The following is a 14,846-nucleotide window of genomic DNA, read 5'->3' on the forward strand; positions in this document are numbered from 1 at the left end:
GGCATTGGCGCAGGGGCGACGGATCGGGCCGTCTGCCCTGGCGTCCCAGATGAGTGGCGAACGGAAGTCGCGCCAACCCAGTCGCTCAGTAAGCCGGCATCGACAATGCCGTCGTCATCGGCGGCAGTACCTTCTACTCAGGCATCGACGCCGTTAGGCGAGCCAGGCGTTGCGCCCAAACATCCTCAAACTGGGCGAATCTTGCGCAGCTTGCTGGCCAAGCTTGGCCGCCCGACAGCCGCGGCCCCATCTATTATAGCGTCGAGCAGGTTCGTCTTTGACATGATGTGGTGAACGAGCTCCCAGCGGGAGCGCGCAACCCGGTGCTCTTCGAGTGTGCGGTCGAGATATTGGTCATAGTGCTCGCCCTTCACTCGGTCGCGACCGATGTAGAACACGACTTGGAGGTCCGCGAACTCTTCGGGTGTCAGAAGCTGGAGGGTGGCGTCGTCCAGCTCACGCGCGATCCGCGCCTCTTCCGAGAACTTGGCCCAGTCCCGATCGAAATAGTCCATACCGAGATCGTCGGGGTCATAAGGCTTGACTGGGTGCGCGTTGGCCCAGAGATCAAGCGCCGCGACAGCCTTGTTGTCACTGAGGTGGCGAAGCTCCGACTCCAAGCCGACCGAGGCTGCGAGCGGGCGAGACTTCCGGATCGCAGTAACTGCAGCTGAGAACTTGCGGCTGCTTAAACCGAAGCGCTCCATGGCCTCCCGCTTCCTGTCGTCGAAGCTCGGCTCGCGCCACGTCGCGTGGTCACCAATAATGCTCGTGATTGTTACGAGGTCTGCCCGCGAGCACTCGTCGGTGTGCGTGCCGGTCGGCCGTTCCTCCTCCAGATCGAAGAGGCGCGTCTTGATGCGCTCCAGGATCGCGCTCATCGCGTCGATGCTGTGCCGGATTAAAGGAAGGTTCACGACCGCGAGCCCATCGAGGCTTCTGCCGCCATCCCGGTTCACTGCGTAGCGTAGCTCCTGGCCGTCCTGATCGATGTTCGCCAAGCTGACCACGAACGGCTCCAGCTCACCGATTAGCTGGTTGAGCCGCGCGTCGCCGATCTTCCCGTCGCGCAGATGCTGCCAATGCGATTGAATGTCGTGGTTGACCGGGTGGGCCCCCCCGATCATCCCCATCTTGTGCAGACGGTCGATGGCGAACTTGAGCGCAAGCTCCAGCCCATGGCGGCAGTTGTAGAGGATTGGCATCGCGAGTGTGTCGCGGCTTCCCATCAGACGCTTGTCGATCACCGCCGCGATCAGCTCGCGAGCGGCCTCCAGATAGCCGTCGACATAGTTGAGGGCGCTTCCCTGGACCCCCACGCACGCGTTCCACTGACTGTCGTGAATCGTCTCGAAGAATGGGTCAGTCGTCATTGCCCTGCCGATGCATAAGATGGTGGACGGCTCTGGCACATTACCGGCCCGAAACCATCGGGCCGCTCACGGCCAAGCTCGGCCTGTCCCATTGAATCAGACCGGCTGCAAGCGGACTTTGCGAAGGACCGAGAGGGTCGATAACGGCCCATAGCGGGGCAGCGCCACTCGCGTCCGCTTTCGGGCGAGCACCTTATGTCCGTTTCTGGCGCAGACTTCGCATAGGCCTGCGCCCTTCAGCTTCCACCCCGCACTTGCGACCTAAGCGATCTTAGCTACCGATTACTCGCGCGGAACGACAAACTCGAATCTGATAAGGGTTGGTTATCAGATGTTAAAATTGAAAATTGCCCGAGTATCGGGTTGATGCCGGGTCACTATCTCGGACCCTTAGAGGTGCCCCGCGGAAACGAAAATGGCCCGGCGCTGGTAGGCGACCGGGCCAAGTTCGTTGCTTTGTCGAGCGAGGCCGCTTGACAGAAAGATTCTAGCGATTCGAACGCGTACAACAAGATCTGGGGCCTTCGGGGGCGCCGATACCGAGCCTGCGCTTAAATACGGCCTTGGGCCGCTCTACCCCTGCCTCGCGCAGGCGCCGGAACGCGGCTTCCGCGATATCGGCGATCAACACCTCGGACAGCATGCCCGGCCGGGCCTGGCCCAGGCCGTCGGCCAAGGCGTCGACGATGGCGGCATCGAGTGCGGCCGCCTGCGCCGCCCGTGCCCGATGCTCTCGGGCACGGGCGGCGGCCTTGCGGCGGCGCTCGGCGGCTCTGGTGGCGGGATGGGTCTCGGTCATGCCGGGATCGTGCCTGAACCCTCGGAAAGGTACAAAACGCCGGGACGACGGCCCCGGCGAAACGCCTGGAAAGATCCCCTAGGCCCTTGGGCCTCTGCGGTCGGGAGCGGAGCTCCCGTTATGCTCTCCCCATCGTCCTGGTCAGCTGTCCTCTCTGATATGGGGGATCCCTAGAATTGGCCTCCGGCCCTTACTTAGAAATATAACGCGAAGCCGGAGGTTGATTTTTCGGCCAAAACCCCTTGCTGGCTTGGCTTTTCCGGCCATTCTCATTCCCCGCCCGGTCGCCCCTCAGGCGTTTCCAGCCGCCACGGAATGGCACGGTTCGGCGCTGAACCCGACATCGGGGCGAGGATGGCGCGAGCGGTCGCCGGCGAGCCCGAAAATCGGCATGAAAAGGCGTCCAACAGGACTGAAACGGCGAAAACGGCCGTCACGAAGACAGCCGTTCTCGATCCCCGGTAAGGGGCGTCCTATCCGATTGTCTGGGCGATCCCGCCTACGCCGCGATGGGCGTGGCCACTCTCCACGGCGGCGGCTTGACCTCACTCGGCAAGATGCCGTGCCTCGCGAGGATGATGGCAGCGCCGAATTCGAGCCGCTGGCCGTCCAGTGTCAGAGCGCAGTGCCCCCACTTCTCCCAGGCGGCCTCAAGCTCGGCTACCGCGGCGTCACGGCGAGCGGCGCGGATCTCCTCGATCGAGGCCGTGTCGGCATTGGGCAGCGTCGAGAGCGCCCGGTCGAGCGCATCGGCGGCCTTGCGGCGGGTGGTGGTGTCCGCCTCGATCAGATCCCACACATCGAACCTGTCGAGCTCGCGACCGGCGATGTGAGAGGCGCTGCGCAGGGCCTCGCCGATGTTGGAAACCCACGGCGCGATCTTGACCTCGCGGGGCTCGGCGCCGCCGTCCTCCCAGACCCTAGCCGACGAGTAGCCGAGCAGCTCGCGGTGCTCCAGGCGCCCGATCGCGTCGGAGATCGCGGTGTCGGTACCGATGTCCGGGGCGATCCGCCCGCCGGCGATGGGATCGAGCACGCCGCCAAGGCGACCGACGATCGAGGCGAGGTCGACGCGACGCGGATTGTCTTCCATGAGATCGTACAATGTGACGACGTCATCGACGATGATGCCTTCGGGGAGGCAGGTAGCCATCACGAAAGCCACCGGCGCGGTCTCGTCGTCGCGGTAAACGGGTCGGAGACGACCGATGGCCTGCCGGATCTCCTCCTCGCGGAACTGCCGATTGATGGCGTTGTGCCACTTCATGTGATCGGGGTAGCCGGTGCAGGCCAGCGTCAGGTCGCCGCCGTTGCGAAGCTGAACCCTGCGCTCGCCGACATGGGCACGCAGGTCCTTTCCGTCGATCTTGCCGGTCCCTTCGACGTCGTACGGCAGCTCGTCGATTTCGCTGCAGCGGGCAAACAGGCCTGCATAGCCATCGATGACGGCGACGGGGCTCGTCATCCTGCCGACGCAGACCATGGCGCCGTGGCGTGAGGCGAAATTCAGGCCCTTCATGGCGCCGTAGTGTCCGAAATCCACGTTGTCGGGATACGCGCCCTGCATCAGGTCTCCGCGAACCGCCTTCGTGCTCGCGACCAGGACGCGGGTGTGGCCGTACATCGTCGCGACGCGGCCGATCATCGATCGTACCTCTACCTGGCGGTCGGCGGCACGGATGCGGCCGGCCATGTCACGATGCCTGGCGGTCGGGAGCAGCGACAGGTCCGACGCGGTCTCGGGGATGAGGACGACCCGGAGGTGAAGCGGCACCTCGACCTCGGTAACCTCGATCTCGCGACCGGTGAAGACCACGCGGAGCAGGTCCGGATTCGCCGAGGCGTCCATGAGGAAGGTGGGAAGGCCGATGAAGTTCAGTTTGCGGAACCACGCGACGCGGACGACGTCGCGCTTGCCGCCGGGCACGTCGTGCTCAGTGAGGTACTGAATCGCCCTGTCGGCGGAATGCTTGGCGAGGCGCTTGCTCTCGTCGAAATCATGACCGGAGATCTTAGCCTGCTCGCGAGACTTGGCGTCGAGCTCAAGCCAGGTCAGCCGCTCCTCGACGAGGGTCCAGAACCGCTTCTCCAGCCAAAGGTCCTTCGACTGCGGACGCGAGGTCAGCACCTCGACCTGGGCCATCGTCATCGCGGGCTTCACCTCAAGGCCGTCGTGATCGGCACGGCGGCAGACGTCCAGCGCGCTCTCGACGAGCTCGCGCCCTCGGAAGGGGCGCCCGTTCGAGCGGCGGTCGGTGAACTCGAAGAACGTCTGCGCGACATCCTTTCCGGCGATCAGGGCCCGGGTGGCGACCTCCGCCGCCTTCTCGCGGTCGATCACCAGCTCAAAGGCGTCGACGCCGGCCTCCTTGTCCTTCTTGCTGAGACGGGGCTCGGCACGGGGAAGGCGCAGGCTTTCGAGCGGCAGGAAGGCGACCTGCGCCACCTGCGACCAGATCGCTTCATCGATGAAGACCGCGCAGACGGACTCTTTCAACTGACGCGGGATGGGAAGGGTCAGATACGCGTGCGGCAAGAACACGATGTCCGCATGCTCCACCAGGGCCAGCTGCGCCATAGCCGCGCAAGCCGACGCCATCGGGCAGACTTTCTCCTCCCAGTCTCCGCCGACGGTTTTCACGCGCTGGCGGCACAGTCCCGAACCGGGCAGGCCGGCGGTGTAGAGAGCGGACATCTGCTCCGAGTAGTGACAGCCGGCGGTGATCTTGCCCATCCACGCCATCGAACGCAGTCCGCTGGCTTCCTTCAGGACCTCGTCCCAAATGGCGCTGATCTGCTCGGGCGAGGCCTCTTCCAGCGCGGTCCCCTGCACCTCGGCGATGTTGTTATGAGAGGGCAGCATGAAGGCGATCGGCATGCCGAGGCTGCCGCGGGCCTGAACCAACTCGCGGATGATGCGGACCGTCATCGTCGTCTTGCCCGATCCGGTCGGGCTCTTGAGGAGACGGATGGCTTCGAGCGCCTCGGACATTGCCCGGCGCAGGCCTGCCCGGCGGATCGAGGAGCGCTTCTCGTCATCCTCGGCGGCGGCGAGCTTGCCGACATGCTCGGGATCGAGGGCGAGCGCGTCGCGAGCGTCCCAGAGCGGGGTCAGGAAGCCGCGAATCGTCGCATCGATCGTCGCGGCGGTCTGCTGACCAGCGGCGATTCGCGCGTCTTTACTTAGAAGCGCGCGCTGCGCGGCCACCGATCCGCAGGCCGGCGTCGCAGAGAGAATGTTGGACGGCGAGCGGCGGCGCTTCTTCGCGGACCGGACAAAATCAAGGTCAGCGTCGGCGCGGCGCTCGATCGCGAAGACACCCTCCGGCTTCGCGTAAGCTTTGCCGTCGTCAGCAATATGAACAGTGCGCTCGCGGAAGGCGCCTTCGACGAGCTTCGCCGCCGTGCGGTCGAACAGTTCAGCGACGCGGCGCTCGATGGCCGCGTCGGAATGCCAGTCCCCGCTCCGCTCGACATAGCGTAGGGCTTCCTCAATCGCGCGCTTCCTGATCTGCGCCAGCGCGGGGCCACCCGCGCGTACATGAGGCGCGTTGTGGAGCACCCAAGCCAGGGTGCGATCCATGGTCCAGTCCTTGCGGCCATCGAAGACGACGTCGCGGCCGCCGCGGACATCCCAAACGCCCCGACGCTGCCTGTGTCCCGGCGTGGCGATGCGCAGCGTCGGGTCGTACTCGATCTCGTCGAAAGCACTCGACACCGAGGTCGCGCGTACGAAGCCGGCGATGGGTTCGACCTCATGCAGGCGCCGCAGGAACTCGTCGACCTTGTCCGCATCGATCTCGGGCAGCGTCTCCGGCCCACTCTCATTCGGCTGGGAGAAGTTCTCGCCCCACGGCCAGAAGAACGGCCGCTGCGTGCGGTGGTGGTACCCATAGATCGTGATCAGCGATCCGCCGGCGAGCACCTCGATCGCATCCGTCGAGCCGGCCTCGATCGCGGCGGCGGAGTTCGAGGCGAAGTTCAGTTTGCGACCCCGCATTTGTCGGGATGCGGACAGCGCTTCGCGGTAAAGGAGGACCCACTTCGGCGCCATACCCTGGCGCTGCATCGGGGTGTGGCCTAGAACCTCGATAGCCAAGGCGCGGATCTTCTCCGCACGGAAGGCATCGTAGACGTCGATGTCGATGACGCGGACGCGTTGGCCCGGCTCGGTGCCTTTACCGCAGATCAGCGCGACGTTGTCCCGACCGGACCAAATCGCCATCGCGGAGTGGTCAGCATCGGTGACGCCGTTCTCTACGAAGGCTGACCATCGGATGATCTCGCGGCCGATCTTACCCGGCTTCCGGCTGCCATTCCGGCTCTGCGGTATGACGGGCCAGCCGAGCGCGTGGGCCTGGCTGCCGAAAGTCGAGAAGGGTTCGAGCTCAACCTCGCGGCCGCCGATTCGCGGAGCGGAAGGGTCCACGACCTTCGCGCCAGGGAACCGCGCGGCGAAGGCGGCGCCCAAAATGTCGGCGGCGGAACGTCCGTCTGCCGGCTGATTTTCAAGGACTATGTTCCTATCATCGCAGCTCTTAGCGACTCCTTTCAGAGGGGAAACGACCCCCTCGGAGGCTAGGACTGAATTCCCTTGGATTTCAATTCGACAAATCTTTGTCACTTTGACCAGCCTCACAGAAAGCAACGCGGAAGAATCGGCATCTCGGTGCCGTTCCATCAATGCTAGCACCGATGATGCATAGCGCAAGATCGACCCTTCTAATCGTTACTTTCATCGTATGACGTACGTTTAGAGGATCGATATCCCCTAAAGTGAAAGTATTGATTGGATCGACCTTGTAAATCGGCGATTCGTCTACTTTGCTGGCGCCCATGAACTGCGGCCTGGCATCCGTTGCACTCCCACCCCGCCGGCTTCCTCGGAAGCCGGCGACGGGTAGGACTATCCGCCTGCGCGCCATCGAGCGCCTGGCTCGCGACGTGCTGCGTCGACGAGAGAGCGGCCCGTTCACTTATCGTCATTTCGCAGCGCTGCTCGGCGACACCGAGGACCAGGCCTCCAAGGACCTGACGACGATCATGTCGCGTCGCGATGGCCTGGGCTGGGACCGGATCGTGGTCGTCGCCGAAGCTATGGACGTCGATCCGGCGACCCTGTTCGCCCCCGTCACCATCGGGAGGACCGAGCTGTGAGCGCCGTGGTCTCGACGAGAGAGATTGGCCTTCAGTGGCGCTCGACGGTGCTCGACGAGTGGCGTGTGGACCTGGCCGACGCGATCGTCCGCGAGATCTCCAGGCGCCGGCTCACGGCAGCCGAGGTCGCCCGCATCTGCGGCTACTCGTCGGTGAAGCAGGTCGGCGAGGACCTCGGCTACATGCGCGACCGCTTCCGCGACGGCGAAGGCGAGCCCGGCATCACGCGGCTCCTCCGCTACGCTCACTATCTCAACGTTCCGGTCAGCCGTTCGGTCGTGGCGAGGGCCGCGGCATGACGCGGATCGTCGCCCTGGACCTCGCGACCATCGCCGGCGTCGCCATCGAACGACCGGATGGATCGATCCGTCGCGAGACCGTGGACCTATGCGAACTGGCCCAGGTGCCGAAGCACAAGGCCGCCCGCAATCACGGTCGGCTCTTCATCGCGCTGGAGTGCCTCGTCGACATCATCTTGCGAGGCGCGGAGCCGGGCGTCATCGCGATCGAGGACGACACGGGACGTAACAAGGCGACCGCAGCCTTGCTCGCCGGCTACCGGGCCATCGTCACCTGCGCGGCCACCAAGGCCGGCGTGCGGGTCATCTCCGACATGAACGCCTCCGACGCCCGCAAGCTGGCGGGACTACCCGCCGGCGGGACGTCGAAGGACGTCGTCACCGCCAAGGCCCGACGCCTGTTCTCGATTCCGGCGACCGCGACCGACGACGAGGTCGACGCGGAGATCCTCCTACACGCCACCCGCGCCCGCCTCGCCCAAGAGGAGTTCGCGCGCCTGGTGAAGTCGAAAACCAAACGCACCAGGAGGGCGGCATGACGCTCCGCACGACCGCCGCCGGCATCGCGATCATCAAGGAATTCGAGGGCTTCGTCGGAAAGGCCTACCTGTGCCCGGCCGGCGTCCTCACCATCGGCTACGGACACACCAGCGCCGCCGGACTGCCTCAGGTAGTGAAGGGCATGCTGATCAATCGGCAGCGCGCCGAGGAGATCCTGCGCGCCGACGTCGACGTCTTCGAGAACGCGATCGAGAAGCTGATCGAGAAGGCCAAGGTCAACGTCGTCTACGCGCACGAATTCGATGCGCTGGTCTCCCTCGCGTTCAACATCGGTGTTGGCGCCTTCGCGAAGAGCACGGTGCTGAAGCGCCTCCTTCGCGGGGACAAGAAGGGCGCCGCCGACGCGATGCTCGCCTGGAACAAGGCGACGGTGAAAGGGGCCAAGGTCGTCCTCACCGGCCTCAATCGCCGACGTCAGGCAGAGCGCGCGCTCTTCCTCGGCGATTATAAAGTCGCACAGGCCATCGCCCCGACCTGCGGGCCCATGCCTCAGGCCGTCTGCGCCCCCGAGAAGCGCGAGCCGATGCGGAAGTCCACCACGGGCAACGCCGCGGTTGCCGGTGGCGGCGCCGGTGTCCTTGTCGCCTATGAAGGCGCCAAGCAGGTCTTAGCCGTCGCCGGCGACGTAAGGAGTTCCGCCGCTGACGCTGCGGGTCTGATCCCCGGCGTGCCGGACAGTGCGGCCCTGCTTGTCGGGCTTGGACTGATCGCCGCCGTCGGCTTCGGCATCGTCTGGTACCGCCGCTGGAGGAAGAGCCGAGAGGACGAGGTACAGGAGTTTGAGGCCGTCGACCAGTACGGAGCGGCCTGATGGATGTCCTAGCCTACATCGTCGCCAGCATCGCCGCCGTGCTTGCGGTCGTCGCAGCCATGCCCGGCGGGCTGGCCTTGATCACGGCGGGGTTCGCCCTCGTCCGCGACAGCAAGCTCGCCCAGTGGTTCGTCGTGGCCATCGGCATCCTACTGGCCATCGCGGCGATCCGGCGTGACGGCGAGAAGAAGGGCAAGGCGGCCGCGCTGAAGGATGTCGATGCCGCGAATCGGCGCGCAGTCGAAAAGCGGGCCGAAATCGACCGCAAGGCAGCGGCAGACGCCGAGCAGACGATTCGCGACGAGTTGAAGAGGTGGTCGCGATGAAGATGGCCACTCGAATCGACGGCACCGCTTTCCCCTGCGCCTCCCCGGCGATCAGGGCATACCACCGTGTCCTACGCTGGATCTTGGGCGGGCTCGCTGCTGCGTTCGCGCGGCCATTCCACAGCTTCGGGATGGCTCTCTCCTTCTGCCTGTTGTTCGGCATCGTCCTCGGTGGCTGCACGACCCTGTCCGGCGGCCAGGGTGGGAACGCCTGTCAAATCATGAAGGCGATCCGGCCAACTGCGGAGGATGCCGACACGGTGAGCGTCGAACTCGGCCGGCAGATCGTCGCGCACAATCGGTACGTCGAGGAAGTCTGTGGAGCCCGGCCATGAGCATCGACTGGGCCCTGTCGGGCTATCACGTGATCATGCTGATCGGCGCCGGCTCTGCCGTGGTCGGCGGCTACTACGTCATGCGCCACGTCGTCGGGCAGCACGATAAGAAGCTCACCGCGGTCGCGACGCGGATGGACGCGCAGGAGCGGCTCGAAGAGCGGACCACCGCGACGATCTCGACGCATGAGACCCGAGTCTCAAAGCTGGAGGCCAGCCACGACGCGCTGCGCGAGAGCTTGTCCGCTCACAAGATCTTCGCCGCCGAGACCTTCGCCCGGAAGGACGAGGTGAGCCTGGCGGTCAAGGAGGTGAAGGACAGTGTCGAGGGCATGCGGAAGGATGTGATCGACGCGATCCTCACCAGCCGCAGGCCTAGCGGGGGATCGCGCTGATGGCACTGACGGTCCTGCTTCCGATCCAGGACCTCCCGCTGATTGCGGCGCTGGCCCTTCTGTTCGCCATCGCGATCCCGCCCTTCGCAATCGCCGGGCCCTGGTATCGCCGGGGTGTCGCGGCCGCAGCATATGCGATGGCCCGCATCGTCCTAGCCGTGCTCTGCGGGCTTGGCCTGTGGACCGCCGCCACGGTCGGCGGCGCCTTCTTCCAAGTCGCGATCGCCGCGAAGGTTCGATCCGAGGCCCCGCCGTCGAGCCCGCCGAAACACGCCAATCCCGAGAGGCCTGCGTAATGAGTGACAACCTCGTCGGTCGCGAGCAGGAAGTTCTTGAAGCATTGAAGCGTGGCGGTTCGCAGCGCGCGGCCGCAGCCATTCTCGGGGTCCATCATGCCAGCGTCAGCCGGGCCCTGCGGCGGCTCGACGGCGAGCGGAAAGATACCGAAGCCGCCGTAGCTACCGATTGCACGCGCAGCGTCCGCGAGCAGGCCGAGAACGGCGAACTGGGCTACCAGCCGGTACTGCCTGGCTATGCGATCAAGGAGACGACGGTCGTCTACGACGCCGCCGGCGAGGTCGAGCGGACCAGCGTCAAGCAGTCCCGTGCTCCGGGCGCCGCCTTCGACGTGCCGGCCGGCCAAGAGGTGAAGGGCGTCAGCGCGCTCCTGGACCTGACCGGTCGCGAGATCCTCAAATGGGTGAAGACCGGCAAGGAAGCCGGCCCAGGACTGGAAGACGTCGTCACGGCGATCAAGGCCGCCTTCGCCGACTACTCGCCGGCGGCCCGTCGCACCAAGGCGCCGGCCTATACCGACGCGTCGTTGCTGACGCTCGTCCCGCTCGCGGACTGGCATATTGGCATGCACGCCTGGGGGCGAGAAGTCGGGACCGATTGGGACCTCAAGATCGCGGAGCACGTGATCGGCCGCAGCGCAGAGGAAGCGATCGAGCGCTCGCCGGCGAGTGAGGTCTGCGTCGTCCTTGGCGGCGGCGATCTCCTCCATGCGGACAACCAGGACAACCGCACGGCGAGGTCAGGCAACCAACTCGACGTCGACGGCCGCTACCAGAAGGTCGTCGGCGTCGCGACACAGCTGCTGGTCCGCACTGTCGACGCCGCGCTGCGACGGCACAGGACCGCTGTCGTCCGAATCCTGAAGGGGAACCACGACGAGCACAGCGCCATTGCCGCCGCATATTTCATGCTGGCTTGGTATCGGAACGAGCCCCGTGTCACCGTCGACGTCGACCCATCTCTCTTCTGGTGGATGCGGTGGGGCCAGACGATGTTCGGCGCCACGCACGGGCACGAAGCCAAAGCCAAGGACATGGCCTCGATCATGGCGCACCGCCGAGCCGAGGACTGGGGCCGCACCCGCTTTCGGTACGTGCATACCTTCCACCTGCACCACCAGGCCAAGTTCACCACCGAGGGCCAGGGCGTGATCACTGAGATCCATCAGGCGCCGGTGCCGCAGGACGCCTGGCACTACGGGTCTGGATTCCTCTCCGGTCGCTCCATCCAGTCGATCACCTATCACCAAGATTTCGGCGAGGTGTCCCGCGCCCGCGTCGCGATCCTCGACGGTGCAAGAGAAGCGGCATGAAGCCCGGCTATCGCCCGACTGGCGGGGTTGTTCCGAAGCCTCCGGCGACAGGCAGTGGCGTGAAACCGCCTGTCGCCAGCCGCCTCGTCGCAGAGAACCCGAAGGCGGCCGCCGGACGTCTCAAGGTCAACATGGGCGCCATCCCGCCCATCTCGATGTTGTACCTGGCCGCAGCGCACGATCTCGGCGCGACGAAGTATGGCGTCGCGAATTGGCGGGAGGCTCCCATCCGCGCCCGGGACTACGTCGCACCCCTTATGCGGCACCTGACCCAATGGGCCTCCGGCGAGGATCTCGACGTCGGCGAATCCGAGTTGCCGCATCTGGCCATGCTCATGGCGACGGCATCGGTCCTTCTCGACGCCTGGACCCACGGCGCGCTGGTCGACGACCGCATTCAGACGCCGGAGTTCACTTCCAAGATGCGCGAGATCGCCGCGCTCAAGAAGGGCTGGCCGGTCAGTTCGTGACCGCATAGGGTCGCGCCTATACCCCCCTTGCCTATCCCCCGCAGAACCGCAGAACCGTCAGCACATCCCAGCACATCCCAGCACCCCCCAGGACCTGTGTTTCTGCCGTAAGCAACTGCAGACATTGGGGGATTCGGAGTGGGTCGGCATGCTCGGGTCATGCTGCATTTGATCGACGCCGCAAACTCGGCGCCAAATGCATCTTAAAATGCCTGGACTGCGCACCAAACCAAGTCAAATGCGTTGCTTAAGTCCTTGTAATTGCACGGTCGCCGAGTCAATCTTTGGACAAGCGACGAGATCAGCTCTTCCACCGGCTGGGCTCACTCAAACGCCCAGGGTCAGGGGTCCAAACTCTGGCCCGCTTCCTTTCTTTTAGGGGCGCACAATGGCGACGGTTCGAGCGGTCAAGGCGATATCGAAGGCTGATACGGTTCTACGGGATGGCATCTGGAAGGACGCCGACGAAAAGCTCTGGAAGCATAAAGAGGCGGGTGGCTTCGTCACAGTGCCGAAGACGATGCCGTACATTGCTCGCCTTATGGACGAGACTGCCAAGAACACGCCCTTGAGCCCAACATATCAGGCTCTGTGGTCGTTCACGTGGTCGAACGACGGGTTCGTGAAGCTCGGGAAGATTCGGGACATTGCCTATGCGGCCGGCTTTAACGGCGAACGCGGCATCAGGACGCTGCGCGGACGCCTCAAGAAGCTGGTCGCTCTGGGCTTCATAAGAATGCAGGCGAGTGGCGGGCAGGAGAGCGGGATGATCTACATTCCCAATCCCCACCAGGTGATCATCGACCACATGGCGACCGACACGCCTGTATTCAGGAAGGAGACCTACACGTCATTCCTGCAACGGGCGATCGAGATCGGTTGCAAGGACGTGAAGGAGTTGATCGCGAAAGCTGATGAAGCGGAGGCAGAGGAGGAAGAGGCCGAGCCGGAGACCCCGCCCGTGCGGAGGAGGCCGCTCAAGAAGACCGGCTTCAAGGCCGTGCTGGACAAGCCTGTTTCAAGCATCAAGAAGCCGGTGCGGAGGCCGAAGCGCAGGCCGGCTTCGGAGTAAGGTCAAGCCCGCTATGCGTGGTGGGACGGCCTTTGCGATCTCGGCATGTCGATTTCCTCTTGATCCTTGCTTGTGCGCCCCATGTGCGCACATTTCGTTCCCTACTGGGGCTCATGTCAGCCCGAGATGCGCCTCGATCCCGTCGACCATGCCTTCGCCGGCGATTACGAAGACGGCAGACTTTGGGTTCCCGATCCACTCGCCCGCGCCCGCCATGATCACGAACATGGTCCCACCCGTCTCCACCCGACTACGGGCGTCCTCACCGCGGAAGCCGGCGACGGCCGTATTGACGCGTCGGGACGGTTTAGGATCGTTCAGGACGAACGGCGGGCTGTGCGCCGCGATGAAATGAGCCGTCGCCGGATCGCGCACGAGCTCATCATAGAGCGGCCGGACCAGCACGATCTCGATACCGAGGGCGAGCAGGTCAGGCATCTCGCCGGACTCGACGATGAGATCGTAGGCATCGACCGACGTGATGACGACGAAGCTCATCGCATGCGCTCCAGGCGATCGCGCAGGTGCTCGATGTCGTCCCAGCCGGCGAGTGGTACATGGTGCACGTGGCTTCGGGCCTCGCCAAGCCGATACCAGCGCGACAGGCACCGCGCGATCGTGCGGCCTTGGTCGATCCAGAGCACCGGCGACGTCGTGATCAGCGATTTCCCGAGACGTGGATGGTCGGCCCAACCCGCCAACGCAGGGAGATCCAACGCGCGGTGCGAGACCGGATACCAGCCGTCCAGCGGGACGGCCTCGATCGTCGCGTCGGGCCGCCAGCCGCTGCGCAGGAGATCGAGGTCGCGGTAGGCGGAGCGCAGCTTTTCATCGAAGGGGAGATCACTCATCGCCGCCCTCCTTCTCGAACCGATGAGCGCGGATGCGGAAGCCAACGTTGCGGATCTTCTCGGTCTTCACGCGGATCACGTCGGAGCCCGGCCGCGCGTGCTCGTCGCAGGCGGCGTAGATGTAGCCGCCGGGCCGGGTCTCGCGCATTGCCGCATGAGCCCCGCAGACCTCGCACATGCTCGCGCTGATTTCCTCGGCTGCCTCGACCAGCTGATCGATCCGTCCGGAGTGGTCGTCGCCGGTCCAGTAGCAGCGCAGCTGACCGAACTTCTCCTTCACCTGGGTGAAGCGGAAGTCGCCGTCGGCTTCGACGTCGAGAAGTTCGCACAAGGCTTCGATCAGGTCCGTCCACCCTGGCCCGCATTCAACCGGCGCCATCAAGCGGAACGGCCAGCGGCGGCGCAAGCGCACGGACCACGCCTCGTCGACCGGGATACCGGCGGCGAGGCGGCGAGCGCGGACGAGGGCGACCTGGTTGGCGAGGCTGGCTTCCACGGGGCTACGCATGACGGCTCTCCAGCAGCAGCGGACTTTCGTCCTGAATCGTGAGGGCGAAGGGGATCGGCGGGAGGCCGGGGTCGCCGAGGGGCGGCCCACTGGCGGCCCGCTCGGCCTCTGCGATCGCCATGACGAGGCCGACGTTGCGCGTGAGGCCTCGGGATTCGACGAGGCGGGCGATCCCCCGCACGCGGCGGTATGAAGCCGTGGCCTGGTGCGGGCAGATCAGCCCGTTCCACATGGCGGCGTCGATTTCGTCCGCGATGCGCTCGAATTCGGTCATCGTGGC

General features: G+C 65.2%; 19 protein-coding genes. 11 read left to right on the top strand and 8 right to left on the bottom strand.

What is annotated here, in order from left to right; translation table 11 throughout:
* Positions 1-185: 185 nt before the first annotated feature.
* The 4 genes from BLQ70_RS19745 to BLQ70_RS25430 all read right to left on the bottom strand — a co-directional run bounded on the left by BLQ70_RS19745 (position 186) and on the right by BLQ70_RS25430 (position 7,010).
* Positions 186-1,373 carry a DUF3775 domain-containing protein gene (locus tag BLQ70_RS19745; RefSeq protein WP_091860253.1) on the bottom strand — a complete coding sequence of 396 codons (1,188 nt, stop codon included), beginning with the start codon at positions 1,371-1,373 and terminating at the stop codon, positions 186-188.
* Between the two features lie 487 nt (positions 1,374-1,860).
* A complete protein-coding gene (locus BLQ70_RS19750; RefSeq protein ID WP_091860256.1) occupies positions 1,861-2,172 on the bottom strand; it encodes a hypothetical protein in 312 nt (103 codons plus the stop codon).
* A gap of 499 nt (positions 2,173-2,671) precedes the next feature.
* Positions 2,672-6,601, bottom strand: a complete 3,930-nt coding sequence (locus BLQ70_RS19755; RefSeq protein ID WP_139163591.1) for a hypothetical protein — start codon at positions 6,599-6,601, stop codon at positions 2,672-2,674.
* Positions 6,602-6,773: 172 nt separating this feature from the next.
* The gene (locus tag BLQ70_RS25430) at positions 6,774-7,010 is read right to left on the bottom strand and encodes a hypothetical protein (protein ID WP_139163592.1); all 237 of its coding nucleotides are present in this window, start codon (positions 7,008-7,010) and stop codon (positions 6,774-6,776) included.
* Positions 7,011-7,116: 106 nt separating this feature from the next.
* Here BLQ70_RS25430 and BLQ70_RS19760 point away from each other — a divergent pair, with 106 nt between their 5' ends.
* From BLQ70_RS19760 to BLQ70_RS19810, 11 genes are all read left to right on the top strand, one after another.
* Positions 7,117-7,329, top strand: coding sequence for a hypothetical protein (locus tag BLQ70_RS19760; RefSeq protein ID WP_091860262.1), 213 nt, complete (start codon positions 7,117-7,119; stop codon positions 7,327-7,329).
* Positions 7,326-7,628: a hypothetical protein gene (locus tag BLQ70_RS19765; protein ID WP_091860265.1), complete on the top strand. Its 303-nt coding sequence runs from the start codon at positions 7,326-7,328 to the stop codon at positions 7,626-7,628. Before BLQ70_RS19760 ends, BLQ70_RS19765 begins: the two co-directional genes overlap by 4 nt.
* A complete protein-coding gene (locus BLQ70_RS19770; protein ID WP_091860269.1) occupies positions 7,625-8,167 on the top strand; it encodes a hypothetical protein in 543 nt (180 codons plus the stop codon). Before BLQ70_RS19765 ends, BLQ70_RS19770 begins: the two co-directional genes overlap by 4 nt.
* A complete protein-coding gene (locus tag BLQ70_RS25830; protein ID WP_091860272.1) occupies positions 8,164-9,000 on the top strand; it encodes a lysozyme in 837 nt (278 codons plus the stop codon). The genes BLQ70_RS19770 and BLQ70_RS25830 overlap by 4 nt, the downstream gene beginning before the upstream one ends.
* Positions 9,000-9,326 carry a hypothetical protein gene (locus tag BLQ70_RS19780; RefSeq protein ID WP_091860275.1) on the top strand — a complete coding sequence of 109 codons (327 nt, stop codon included), beginning with the start codon at positions 9,000-9,002 and terminating at the stop codon, positions 9,324-9,326. The genes BLQ70_RS25830 and BLQ70_RS19780 overlap by 1 nt, the downstream gene beginning before the upstream one ends.
* Complete coding sequence (locus tag BLQ70_RS19785) at positions 9,323-9,661, top strand: hypothetical protein (protein WP_091860278.1); 339 nt, start codon at positions 9,323-9,325, stop codon at positions 9,659-9,661. Before BLQ70_RS19780 ends, BLQ70_RS19785 begins: the two co-directional genes overlap by 4 nt.
* Positions 9,658-10,056 (top strand): hypothetical protein, encoded by a 399-nt coding sequence (locus BLQ70_RS19790; protein WP_091860281.1) that lies wholly within the window; start codon positions 9,658-9,660, stop codon positions 10,054-10,056. Before BLQ70_RS19785 ends, BLQ70_RS19790 begins: the two co-directional genes overlap by 4 nt.
* The gene (locus BLQ70_RS19795; protein ID WP_091860284.1) at positions 10,056-10,352 is read left to right on the top strand and encodes a hypothetical protein; all 297 of its coding nucleotides are present in this window, start codon (positions 10,056-10,058) and stop codon (positions 10,350-10,352) included. The genes BLQ70_RS19790 and BLQ70_RS19795 overlap by 1 nt, the downstream gene beginning before the upstream one ends.
* A complete protein-coding gene (locus BLQ70_RS26035) occupies positions 10,352-11,665 on the top strand; it encodes a helix-turn-helix domain-containing protein (RefSeq protein ID WP_091860287.1) in 1,314 nt (437 codons plus the stop codon). The genes BLQ70_RS19795 and BLQ70_RS26035 overlap by 1 nt, the downstream gene beginning before the upstream one ends.
* Positions 11,662-12,135 (top strand): dATP/dGTP diphosphohydrolase domain-containing protein, encoded by a 474-nt coding sequence (locus BLQ70_RS19805; protein ID WP_091860290.1) that lies wholly within the window; start codon positions 11,662-11,664, stop codon positions 12,133-12,135. The genes BLQ70_RS26035 and BLQ70_RS19805 overlap by 4 nt, the downstream gene beginning before the upstream one ends.
* Before the next feature lie 388 nt (positions 12,136-12,523).
* Entirely contained in the window at positions 12,524-13,207 is a 684-nt protein-coding gene (locus tag BLQ70_RS19810) for a hypothetical protein (RefSeq protein ID WP_091860293.1), read from the top strand.
* Positions 13,208-13,318: 111 nt separating this feature from the next.
* Here the strand turns inward: BLQ70_RS19810 and BLQ70_RS19815 are convergent, their stop codons facing one another.
* From BLQ70_RS19815 to BLQ70_RS19830, 4 genes are read right to left on the bottom strand one after another with little or no spacing between them, the layout of a single operon-like run.
* Entirely contained in the window at positions 13,319-13,705 is a 387-nt protein-coding gene (locus tag BLQ70_RS19815) for a hypothetical protein (RefSeq protein WP_091860296.1), read from the bottom strand.
* Positions 13,702-14,058, bottom strand: coding sequence for a hypothetical protein (locus BLQ70_RS19820; protein ID WP_210184326.1), 357 nt, complete (start codon positions 14,056-14,058; stop codon positions 13,702-13,704). The genes BLQ70_RS19815 and BLQ70_RS19820 overlap by 4 nt, the downstream gene beginning before the upstream one ends.
* Entirely contained in the window at positions 14,051-14,566 is a 516-nt protein-coding gene (locus BLQ70_RS19825; protein WP_139163593.1) for a hypothetical protein, read from the bottom strand. Before BLQ70_RS19825 ends, BLQ70_RS19820 begins: the two co-directional genes overlap by 8 nt.
* Positions 14,559-14,840: a hypothetical protein gene (locus BLQ70_RS19830; RefSeq protein ID WP_091860304.1), complete on the bottom strand. Its 282-nt coding sequence runs from the start codon at positions 14,838-14,840 to the stop codon at positions 14,559-14,561. The genes BLQ70_RS19825 and BLQ70_RS19830 overlap by 8 nt, the downstream gene beginning before the upstream one ends.
* Between the last annotated feature and the right edge of the window lie 6 nt (positions 14,841-14,846).

This window comes from Allobosea robiniae (assembly GCF_900102525.1).
Lineage (GTDB): Bacteria > Pseudomonadota > Alphaproteobacteria > Rhizobiales > Beijerinckiaceae > Allobosea > Allobosea robiniae.

Coding starts and splice junctions, on each gene's coding strand:
- BLQ70_RS19745 (WP_091860253.1), bottom strand. CDS start 1,373: ATGACGACTGACCCATTCTTCGAGACGATTCACGACAGTCAGTGGAAC.
- BLQ70_RS19750 (WP_091860256.1), bottom strand. CDS start 2,172: ATGACCGAGACCCATCCCGCCACCAGAGCCGCCGAGCGCCGCCGCAAG.
- BLQ70_RS25430 (WP_139163592.1), bottom strand. CDS start 7,010: ATGGGCGCCAGCAAAGTAGACGAATCGCCGATTTACAAGGTCGATCCA.
- BLQ70_RS19770 (WP_091860269.1), top strand. CDS start 7,625: ATGACGCGGATCGTCGCCCTGGACCTCGCGACCATCGCCGGCGTCGCC.
- BLQ70_RS25830 (WP_091860272.1), top strand. CDS start 8,164: ATGACGCTCCGCACGACCGCCGCCGGCATCGCGATCATCAAGGAATTC.
- BLQ70_RS19780 (WP_091860275.1), top strand. CDS start 9,000: ATGGATGTCCTAGCCTACATCGTCGCCAGCATCGCCGCCGTGCTTGCG.
- BLQ70_RS19785 (WP_091860278.1), top strand. CDS start 9,323: ATGAAGATGGCCACTCGAATCGACGGCACCGCTTTCCCCTGCGCCTCC.
- BLQ70_RS19790 (WP_091860281.1), top strand. CDS start 9,658: ATGAGCATCGACTGGGCCCTGTCGGGCTATCACGTGATCATGCTGATC.
- BLQ70_RS19795 (WP_091860284.1), top strand. CDS start 10,056: ATGGCACTGACGGTCCTGCTTCCGATCCAGGACCTCCCGCTGATTGCG.
- BLQ70_RS26035 (WP_091860287.1), top strand. CDS start 10,352: ATGAGTGACAACCTCGTCGGTCGCGAGCAGGAAGTTCTTGAAGCATTG.
- BLQ70_RS19805 (WP_091860290.1), top strand. CDS start 11,662: ATGAAGCCCGGCTATCGCCCGACTGGCGGGGTTGTTCCGAAGCCTCCG.
- BLQ70_RS19810 (WP_091860293.1), top strand. CDS start 12,524: ATGGCGACGGTTCGAGCGGTCAAGGCGATATCGAAGGCTGATACGGTT.
- BLQ70_RS19815 (WP_091860296.1), bottom strand. CDS start 13,705: ATGAGCTTCGTCGTCATCACGTCGGTCGATGCCTACGATCTCATCGTC.
- BLQ70_RS19820 (WP_210184326.1), bottom strand. CDS start 14,058: ATGAGTGATCTCCCCTTCGATGAAAAGCTGCGCTCCGCCTACCGCGAC.
- BLQ70_RS19825 (WP_139163593.1), bottom strand. CDS start 14,566: ATGCGTAGCCCCGTGGAAGCCAGCCTCGCCAACCAGGTCGCCCTCGTC.
- BLQ70_RS19830 (WP_091860304.1), bottom strand. CDS start 14,840: ATGACCGAATTCGAGCGCATCGCGGACGAAATCGACGCCGCCATGTGG.